9 protein-coding genes and 1 pseudogene are annotated in these 8648 nt (G+C 73.9%); 5 read left to right on the top strand and 5 right to left on the bottom strand.

The window, feature by feature from the left end; translation table 11 throughout:
* A pseudogene (locus tag ADK67_RS36650) lies at positions 1-577 on the bottom strand (DNA topoisomerase IB); the annotation flags it as partial.
* A 155-nt stretch (positions 578-732) separates the two neighbouring features.
* Between ADK67_RS36650 and ADK67_RS36645 the strand changes: the two are divergent.
* Together ADK67_RS36645 and ADK67_RS52920 are read left to right on the top strand one after the other, a co-directional pair.
* On the top strand, positions 733-1821 hold the full coding sequence (locus ADK67_RS36645) for a carboxylate-amine ligase (protein ID WP_053721154.1): 1089 nt from the start codon (positions 733-735) through the stop codon (positions 1819-1821).
* Positions 1822-1879: 58 nt separating this feature from the next.
* Entirely contained in the window at positions 1880-2239 is a 360-nt protein-coding gene (locus ADK67_RS52920) for an STAS domain-containing protein (RefSeq protein ID WP_063797855.1), read from the top strand.
* A 4-nt stretch (positions 2240-2243) separates the two neighbouring features.
* Here ADK67_RS52920 and ADK67_RS36635 read toward each other — a convergent pair whose 3' ends face one another.
* From ADK67_RS36635 to ADK67_RS36620, 4 genes are read right to left on the bottom strand one after another with little or no spacing between them, the layout of a single operon-like run.
* On the bottom strand, positions 2244-2594 hold the full coding sequence (locus tag ADK67_RS36635; protein ID WP_053721152.1) for a hypothetical protein: 351 nt from the start codon (positions 2592-2594) through the stop codon (positions 2244-2246).
* A gap of 58 nt (positions 2595-2652) precedes the next feature.
* Positions 2653-3081, bottom strand: a complete 429-nt coding sequence (locus ADK67_RS36630; protein ID WP_053721164.1) for a nucleoside deaminase — start codon at positions 3079-3081, stop codon at positions 2653-2655.
* 25 nt (positions 3082-3106) lie between these two features.
* A complete protein-coding gene (locus ADK67_RS36625) occupies positions 3107-3436 on the bottom strand; it encodes a TfoX/Sxy family protein (RefSeq protein WP_053721151.1) in 330 nt (109 codons plus the stop codon).
* Between the two features lie 25 nt (positions 3437-3461).
* Positions 3462-6077: a CHAT domain-containing protein gene (locus ADK67_RS36620; protein ID WP_053721150.1), complete on the bottom strand. Its 2616-nt coding sequence runs from the start codon at positions 6075-6077 to the stop codon at positions 3462-3464.
* 76 nt (positions 6078-6153) lie between these two features.
* Here ADK67_RS36620 and ADK67_RS36615 point away from each other — a divergent pair, with 76 nt between their 5' ends.
* From ADK67_RS36615 to ADK67_RS36605, 3 genes are all read left to right on the top strand, one after another.
* On the top strand, positions 6154-7353 hold the full coding sequence (locus ADK67_RS36615) for a S8 family peptidase (RefSeq protein WP_053721149.1): 1200 nt from the start codon (positions 6154-6156) through the stop codon (positions 7351-7353).
* Between the two features lie 192 nt (positions 7354-7545).
* Positions 7546-8178, top strand: a complete 633-nt coding sequence (locus ADK67_RS36610) for an RNA polymerase sigma factor (RefSeq protein ID WP_063797854.1) — start codon at positions 7546-7548, stop codon at positions 8176-8178.
* Positions 8144-8608, top strand: coding sequence for a hypothetical protein (locus ADK67_RS36605; RefSeq protein WP_231648529.1), 465 nt, complete (start codon positions 8144-8146; stop codon positions 8606-8608). The genes ADK67_RS36610 and ADK67_RS36605 overlap by 35 nt, the downstream gene beginning before the upstream one ends.
* The last annotated feature ends 40 nt before the right edge of the window (positions 8609-8648 follow it).

Below are 8648 nucleotides of genomic sequence, written 5' to 3'. Positions count from 1 at the left end.
GCCCCCGAACCGCCCGCGCCAACGCCTCGTCCTCCACCGCCGCGGTGAACTCGATCCCGCCCTTGGCCGGATAGCAGAAGTCCACAGTGGACCGACGAACGGTCACGTGAGAGCACAGCAACGTAGCCACGCCGTGCGTGCCGTTGTCCGCCGCGTAAGTCTCACCCCCGACCCGGAACACCCCGCGCTCCAACACCGCCAACGCCACCGCCAGCACCCGCCGCCGTGACCGGCCCCGCCCGCCGAGCTCCCGCGCCACCTCCGCCCGGAACCCCGGCAGCAACGGCGCCAGCGCCAGCACCCGGTCGTGCTTCTCCTCGTCCCGGTCCTGCCGCCACCGCTCGTGGTACAGGTACTGCCGCCGCCCGGCCGCGTCCGTGCCCACGGCCTGGATGTGGCCGTTCGGGTGCGGGCACACCCACACGTCGCGCCACGCGGGCGGGATGACCAGCGACTTGATCCGCGCCACCGACTCGGCGTCGAGCGGCTCGCCGTCGGCGTCGGTGTAGCTGAACCCCCGACCGCGGGCACGGCGGCGCCAGCCGGGCCCGGACGGATCACTGCGGCGCAACCTCACAGCGGGCAGGTTCCCGCCCACGACCCCGTGAAACGCCACGACAGCGCCGTCGAACCGCCGAGAGAAACGCGCAAGAACCACCGCGAGGACGCACGCCCGGCAAACGATCGGCAACACCGTGGTTGAACCGGCGCCCGAGTGGGTATGGGACCGACATGACCAAGCCGTGGACCGTGGGCGTCGAACAGGAGTTCCTCCTCGTCGACCCCGAGACGCGCCGACCCGTGCCGCTGGCCGACTCGGTCGCGCAGCACGCCGGCGCGGGCCACGACGTGCAACGCGAGCTGACGCCGTTCCAGATCGAGGTCGCCACGCCGGTGTGCGCGACGGCCGAGGAGTTGGCGGAGCAGGTCCTCGGCGGTCGCGTCCACCTGGCGAAGGCCGCGCACGCGGCGGGCTGCCGGCTGCTGGCCTCGGCGATACCTCCGATCGGCACGCTGGGGCCGCCGCCGGGCACGGACGACCGCCGCTACCGGATGATGGAGCACTCGCACCGCGCGATCATCGGAGGTCAGGGCGTGTGCGGGATGCACGTCCACGTGGGCGTGCCGGACCGGGACGTCGCGGTCCGCGTCTCGAACGCCCTGCGGCCGTGGCTGCCGACGTTGCTGGCGCTGAGCGTGAACTCGCCGATCGAGCAAGCCGAGGACACGGGGTACGCGAGTTGGCGCACGATCGTGTGGTCGCGGTGGCCGATCAGCGGCCCGCCGCCGCACCTGGGGTCGGCCGCGGAGTACGACCGGCTGGTCGGCGCGCTGGAGTCGACCGAGGTGCTGCTCGACACCGGGATGGTCTACTGGGACGTGCGGCCGTCCGCGCAGCACCCCACCGTCGAGGTGCGGGTGGCGGACATCCCGATGACGGCGCGGGAGGCGGTCGTCATCGCCGAGATCATCCGGGCGTTCGCCCGCACGGCCGCCGAATCGGGTGAACCCGAACGAGTGGACGACGTGATGTTGCGCGCCGCGTACTGGCGGGCCGCGCGCGACGGTGTGGACGGCCTGGCGGTCGACCCGCGCACGGGCAACCTGGTGCCCGCCCGGGACCGGGCGGCGGAACTGGTGTCGTGGTGCGCGGACGCGCTCGAAGACGCCTCCGCGTTGTCCACTGTGGAGGATCACCTGGCGTGGCTCGGGGCGCACGGCAGCGGCGCCGCACGTCAGCGCCGCGCGTTCGGCGGTTCGCCCGACGCCCGCGGCCTGGTCGATCTGGTCTTGGCCGAAACGGTCGACGACGCCCGTTGAGGTCTACCGTGAGGATTTCGACGCCGCGCCGGCGTCGCTGAGTGAGAGGAGTACCGGCGTGCCAGAACCCGCGGCGACGCTCGCTTCCGTACGGGTCGACAGACCCGCGGACGGCGTGGTGGTGCTGCACGTGTCGGGAGAGTTGGACACGAGCAGCGCGGACGAGTTGACCAGGCCGCTCACCGAGCACCTGGTCGAGAACGTGCGGGGTGTGGTGGTGGACCTCGGCGGGGTGCGCTTCCTCGGCTCGGCCGGGTTGGAGTCGTTGGTGGTCGGCAGTCAGCGGGCGAGCGGTCTCGGCGTCCCGCTGGTGCTGGTGGCGACCAGTCGGGCGACGCAGCGGCCGATCGAGGCGACCGGGCTGAGCTCCGTGTTCACCGTCGTCGGTTCCGTGGAAGAGGCGTTGAGCCGCTTCTGATGCTTCACCAGAACCGGCGGACCGTCCTGATGGCGCAGCGCACCGCCCCCACCGGGGGCAGTGCGCCCGCCGGGGGCACCACCCACCGCGATTCGGCCGCCGGGATGTGGCGCGGGCCGTGCCAGTAGCGGACGTCGGGCGGCGGCACGTGCCGCGCCTCGGGTCCGGGGTCGGGTCTGGCGAGGAACAGCCAGCGGAGCCGGGGACCGGGGATGGCGAGGATCGGCCCGAGCGGTCCGGCGGAGCGGAGGTGGGTGCTGACCTCGGCGCCCCAGCTGGCCGGGACTTCTACCGCCACCGCGCCCTCGGCCAGCACCAGGGACGCCAGTGATTCGTCGACGTGCCACGGTTCCATGCCCGCCGATGGTGGCGTCGGTCCGTGTCGGGATTGTGTCCGCGCGCGGCGCGGCGCGTTAATCCTGGCCGATGTCCTCGAACCACAGCTCGGGCTTGGCGGCGATGAAGTCGGTCATCATCCGGACGCACGTCTGGTCGTCCAGGAGGGTGATCCGGACACCGTGTTCGGCGAGCCAGTCGTGACCGCCGTGGAACGTCCGGGCCTCGCCGATCACCACGCGGGGGATCCCGAACTGGCGAACGAGTCCGCTGCAGTACCAGCACGGTGACAGCGTGGTGACCATGACGGTGTCGCGGTAGGTCGCCCGGCGGCCGGCGGCGCGGAACGCGGCGGTCTCGGCGTGGGTGGACGCGTCGTCGTCCTGCACCCGCCGGTTGTGGCCGCGGCCCAGGAGGGTGCCGTCGGCGGCGAACAGGGCCGCGCCGATCGGGATGCCGCCCTCTGCGAGCCCGGCGCGCGCTTCGGCCACGGCCACCGCCAACATGTCCCGTTCGTCCACGTGTGCCAACCTACTTGGGCGGCAGGGTCTCGACGAACTCCCGCGCCCGGCCGATCCAGTCGGCCAGGCCGGAGTCCTCGTCGAGCACCGAGCCGTCGACGACGACCCAGCCGCGCATCACCTTGCCGGTGAAGTCGAAGACCCTGGTCCCGGGCAGGGCCAGGCACTCCTCCGCCGCGTCGGGGCCGACGCGGGCGATCATGTCGTCGCCGGTCACGCCGACGAGCATGGTGCCGTGCAGCAGGAACGCGACGCCGCCGAACATCCGCTTGGCGCTGATGCCGGGCAGGTCGCCGACCTCGTCGCGGATCCGTTCGGCCAGGTGTTCGTCGAACGCCATCTCCGGTTCCTCCTCGAACTGGGGTTCACGCGCCGAAGCACAGGAAGCCGGCGCTCGCGGCGAACGCGGCGTCGCCGTTCTCCCGGTGCGCCTGCTGCGCGTCCGCCAACGCGACGGAGGGCGGCCGGCCCGCGCCGAGCCGGCGGTGCAGGTCGACCATGAGCGGTGTGGTCACCTCGGCGGGCACGGGGATGACCGGCGCGATCAGGGTCCGCGTGCCGAGGCCGAGCAGTGCCGCGGTGAAGCCCATCAGCTCGTCGCCGGGCCGCACCGCGGACAGCCCGGAGTCGCACGCGGACAGCACGACCCGGGCGGGTGGTGTGCGCAGCCGTTCGAGGTCGTAGACGGTCAGCGGCCCGTCGGCCAGTTCCAGCGCCGAGAACAGCGGGTTGTCCGCGCGGAACGAGCCGTGCGCGGCCACGTGGGCCAGCGGCGCGCCGTCCATCGCCGACGCCACCGCGTCGACCGTCGCCGCGCCGCCCACGAGCACGGAGGCCGTGTCCGGGTCCAGCGACGAGATCGCCGAGATCTCCGTCGGCGCGGCCGGCAACCGCGGCCCCGCCGCCAAGACCACCCGGTCGTGTGACACGAGGGTGGAGGTCGTCGCGCGCAGCCACACCGTCGCCGACGGCACCACGGTCACCGCACGGCCGCGGCACGCGGGCAGCGCCGACCACGGCAGGCCGCCGAGCCTGCCGGTGGGCGCGAGCACGAGCGGCCGGTCGTCGAGGCGCCGCCGCAGCGGTTCCAGCAGCCGGTTCTGCAGCAGCACGGCGGCGTGCTCCGCGCCCGCGCGCACCGCCGTGCGGTCGACGTGATCGGGCAGCGTGACGAGCCGGTGCAGGGCGAACCGCAGCAACCGCAGCTCGCGCAGCGCGCCGTCGAGCGGACCGAGCCGGTGCAGCGACGCCCGGCCGCCCGCGACCACCACGGCCAGCAACTCGCCGTCGTGGTCGATGTACTCCACCAGCGCCGACGCGCCCAACGCCCGTGCCAGCTCCCCCACCGCCGGAGGCTGGAACACCGCGCCGCCGCCACCGGTCCGCCGGGTCAGCTCGCGCACCCGCTGCTCGCCCCGCACCTGCCACTGCCGCAACGCCGACGTGGGCCGACCCGCCGTGGACGCCGCCTCCAGGTCCGCGGTCACGGCACGCAGCTCCGCCAGCGCGTCGGCGAGCCCGGAGTCCTCCGGCGGCCGGGCGGGCGTCATCCGCAGCGCGCCCGCGCGCCACGCCTCCGCCCAGCTCAGCACCCGTCCGGCCCGACCGCCGGCGACGGCCGTGCGCAGTCCTTCCGACGCCAGCGCCGCGCCCTGCGCCCCGCTCAACGCCCGCAGCTCCGTCGCGCCGAGCGACACGCGGTACTCGTCCAGCAGCGCCAACCCGCGCCGCAACGCGATCTGCGCGCCGCGCGTGTTGCCGAGCAGGTCGCGCCGCAACGCCTCGGCGTACCAGCCCTGCACGCGGTGCGCCGCCGGTCCGCCGCGCCTGGCCGCGCCCGCCGCGGTCAGCTCGGCCACCGCGCGCGTGCGGTCGCCGAGGTCGCGGGCGACGAGCGCCGCGTCGACCCGCGCCTCCAGGCCCGCCATCCGCCAGCCCAGCGCGTCCAACCGGGTCGCGACCCGCGTCAACGCCGTCACGAGCGCCTTGGTCCGCCGCCCGCTCAGGTACGCGGCGCGCAGCTCCACGTGCCGCGCGCCTTCGGCCCACACCTCGCGCTTCTCGCGCCGGAAACCCTTGCGCGCCGCCACCGCCATCTCGACGGCCCGGTCCAGGTCGCCTTCCAGCAGCGCGATCCTGGCCCGGTAGAACAACGCCTCGGACCGGGCGAGCACCAGGTCGCCGCCCAGCTCCGCCAACGCCCGGTCGGCCGCCGCGCGCGCCTCCTCCAGCAGCGGCACGGACACCAGCAGCTCCAGCCGGTTGATCAGCAGCGCGGGCCGGGGCACCTCCAGCCGCCGGTACTCCCGCTCGGCCTCGGCGAACATCGTCAACGCCCGCGGCACGTCGCCCGCGCGCGACGCGGAGATGCCCGCGTTCCACCGCACGTCCGCCACGGCCAGCGACTGGTCCAGGTCCCGGTAGAGCACGGCCGCGCGGTCGAAGTCCTCGTCCGCCGCGCGCAGGCCGCCGGTGTAGGCGCGCAGCAGCCCGCGGTTGTTCAGCGCCCGCGCCTCGACCAGCCGCTCGCCGAACCGGCGCACCACCTCGATCGCGCCGTTGTACTCGCGCAACGCCTCGTCGTACCGGCACAGGTAGTGCAGCACCAGGCCCCGTTGCATCCGGCCGCTGCCCGCGTCCACGCCGCGCAGGTTCGGCAGCGCCGCGTTGATCGCGCGCAACGCCTGCGCGTGCCGCCCGGTGGTGGACAGCACGAACGCGAGGCTCATCCGGGCGAGTGCCGCCGACCGCGCCGACCCCGCCCGTTCGGCGACGCGCACGGAACGCCGCAAGTGGCGCAGCGCCGCGTCGAAGTCGTGCAGCTCGCGGAACGCGAGACCGATCGCGCGTTCCGCGGCGGAGGCCTCTTCGCCGTCGCCCGACGCCCGCGCCGCCCGCAGCGCGGACCGACCGATCTCGATGGCCGCGCGCGGATCCCGTTGCCGGGCTTCCAGCGCTGCGGCGGCGGAAACCCCTGCCACGAACCCACCTTATTACCAAGTCGGCTGTGGTAGCTTGCTCACGCCCAGCACCCGTCGACGCTGCTGTGAGGCCTCGGTGTCCGAACCATCGAATCGCTCCGGGCTCTACCAGGAAGCCTTCCAACAGGCCATCCGCGATCACAAGAGCTACCGCCTCCACGCCGAACGCGGCCGGGAATTCATCTTCGTCTCCGGTGAGCTGCTGACCATTCCCGAGGACGCCGAGCGGGTCGGCCGCAAGCTCGCGCAGAACAACATCGACAACGGCCGCGGCCGGGATTTCGCCGGCATGGCCCGGTTGACGCTGTCCCGCAACGCGGACGACATCCCGGAGGTCGTCCGGCTGCTGCGCGACCCGCAGCAGTGGCCCGGCGAGCGCACGCCGTACGTGCAGCCGCACCACGTGCTCGTCGGCCACGGCGGCAACATGCACGGCAACCCGGGCCAGCCGCCGCGCGTCGGCACGCCGCTGGCGGACCCGGACCCGGCGACCGCCGACCTCGGCCGCGGCGTCGTCGTCGCGATCGTCGACACGGGCATCTCGGCGACCGCCTCGACCGACCACCCGCGGTGGCTGGGCGACGCGTTCATCGCCAAGACCGACGAGGTCGACGCCGCGTACAAGCACTCCGACGTGTTCGCGCTCGAAGGCGGCCACGGCACGTTCGTCGCGGGCGTGGTCCGGCAGGCCGCGCCGGGCGTGCGGTTCGACCCGGAGAGGGCGCTGGACCCGAACGGGCTCGGCACCGAGGAGCAGTTCGTCCGGGCGTTGTCGTCGTTCGACGAGAAGGTCCAGGTCGTCAACATCTCGATGGGCTGCTTCACCCAGGACGACACCGCCTCCGAACCGATCCGCCGTGCGCTGGCGGCCCTGCCGCGCGACGTCGTCGTGGTGGCCTCCGCGGGCAACCAGGGCACCACCCGGCCGAGCTGGCCCGCGGCGCTGCCGGGCGTGGTCGCCGTGTCGGCGGTCGCCGAGGAGCGCGACGGCAGCCGTGCGCCCGCCTGCTACGCCAACCACGGGCACTGGGTCGACGCGTGCGCGGTCGGCAACCGGACCAGCACGTTCCTCAAGGGCCGGTGGGAGCTGCCGGGTCTGCCGGTGGACGTCTACGACCGGTTCGCGTACTGGCTGGGCACGTCGTTCGCCGCACCGCACGTGGCCGGGCGGATCGCCGCGACGATGACCGAACGCGGCCTGACCGCCGTCGAGGCCCGCGACCACCTGCTCGTCGGCCAACCGGAGTTCTTCCCCGGCTACGGCGTCTTCGTGTGACGGCCGCTGCTGCGCGGACGGCGGCGAGGCCGCATCGACCTCCCGAAGACCCGGCTTGACGTGTATCTGCGGACGGCGTGGCGCCTCCGTAGTGTGTGGCAGCGAAGAATCCGAAGTCCGTGACCCGGCTGGGGTCCGCGCCGGCGCAGACCGGGGCGGAGGCGCAGCATCCCCTGGACAAGAGGAGGGGACGTGACCCCTGCATCCCCGATCGGCGCGCTCGTGAGCGCGGCGGCGGAGGGCGACCAGCGCGCGTGGAACGAGATCGTCGCGCGCTTCACGCCCCTGGTGCTGGCGGTGGTGCACCGGCACCGGTTGCGTCACGCGGATGCGGCGGACGTGCACCAGACCGTGTGGTTGCGGCTGGTGGAGCAGTTGGGGCGGCTGCGCGAGGCGGACGCGCTGCCCGGTTGGATCGCCACGACGACCCGCAACGAGTGCCTGCGGATGCTGCGGATCCAGCAGCGCACCCAGCCGTACGACCCGCAGTCCGAGGACGAGCCGACGAGCCCGGACGACGCGATCGCGGACCTGGACGAGGAGTTGGAGGCCGCCCAGCGGCGGCAGGCGCTGCGCGAGGGCTTCCGCTCGTTGTCCGAGCAGTGCCGGGTGTTGCTGGCCAGGCTCATGGCCGACCCGCCGCCGAGCTACGCGGCGGTCGCCGAGCAGCTGGTGATGCCGGTGGGCAGCATCGGGCCCACCCGGATCAGGTGCCTGGAGAAGTTGCGCAAGACTCCCGCGGTGCTGAAGCTGGTCGAGCCGCGGCCGGCGGGCGGAGGAGGTGTGGTCGGTGTTGAGGGACGATCCGGGGTGGGAAAGCGATGAGGTGCTGCTGCGGGAGCTGGGCGCGGCGCTCGCCGAGGAGCGCGACGTGCCCGAGCACCTGCTCCAAGCCGCGCGGGCCGCGTTCACCTGGCGCACGGTCGACGCCGAGCTGATCGCCCTGACCAGCTACGACTCCGTGCTGGACGCGGAGCTGGCGGTGCGGGCGCGGGCGACGCAGACCGCGCGGCAGCTCGTGTTCGACGCCGAGGGCGTGTCCGTGCAGGTCGAGGTGACCGAGGCGGGTGTCGCGGGCCAGGTGCTGCCGGCGGGGCCGGGCCGGGTCTCGCTCGTCACCGCGACCGGGCCGGTGGAGGAGGCGGAGCTGGACGAGCTGGGCCTGTTCCTGCTCGGCCCGCCGCCGTCGGGCCCCATCCGGTTCCGCTGCGAGGTCGGCGGCACGACGGTGATGACCGACTGGGTATGTGTTTAACCCGATCCGGTGAAGCCTTGACGGCGGTGGCCGGTGGTCC

Origin of the sequence: Saccharothrix sp. NRRL B-16348 (assembly GCF_001280085.1) — a bacterium.
GTDB lineage: Bacteria > Actinomycetota > Actinomycetes > Mycobacteriales > Pseudonocardiaceae > Actinosynnema.
Note: the sequence above shows the minus strand (reverse complement) of the source record. Positions and strands in the feature narration are given on the sequence as shown.